The organism is Acinetobacter calcoaceticus (assembly GCF_051947995.1).
Classification (GTDB): Bacteria; Pseudomonadota; Gammaproteobacteria; order Pseudomonadales; family Moraxellaceae; genus Acinetobacter.
On record NZ_JBLVVH010000089.1, the window covers coordinates 1 to 208 of the forward strand.

Below are 208 nucleotides of genomic sequence, written 5' to 3' on the forward strand. Positions count from 1 at the left end.
CCTACAGCATGCCAATGGTGAAAATCCATTTTGATCTAATGTGGAGTAATATCATTAATGCAGAGTTGAGATTTGCCTTGCTGATCTTTAAAACTGATTAATGCGTTCGGAATAAACTCGGCACCTGAACACCACGGTTTAACACCATGACACAGCCCATGTTGGACTTGTAATGGCGCCGGTCCACCCTCGGCAGCCCAGACGGCCC

1 pseudogene is annotated in these 208 nt (G+C 47.1%); it reads right to left on the bottom strand.

Features of this window, described 5'->3' with window-relative positions:
- Positions 1-38: 38 nt before the first annotated feature.
- A pseudogene (locus tag ACNQO6_RS18675) lies at positions 39-208 on the bottom strand (acyl-CoA dehydrogenase); the annotation flags it as partial.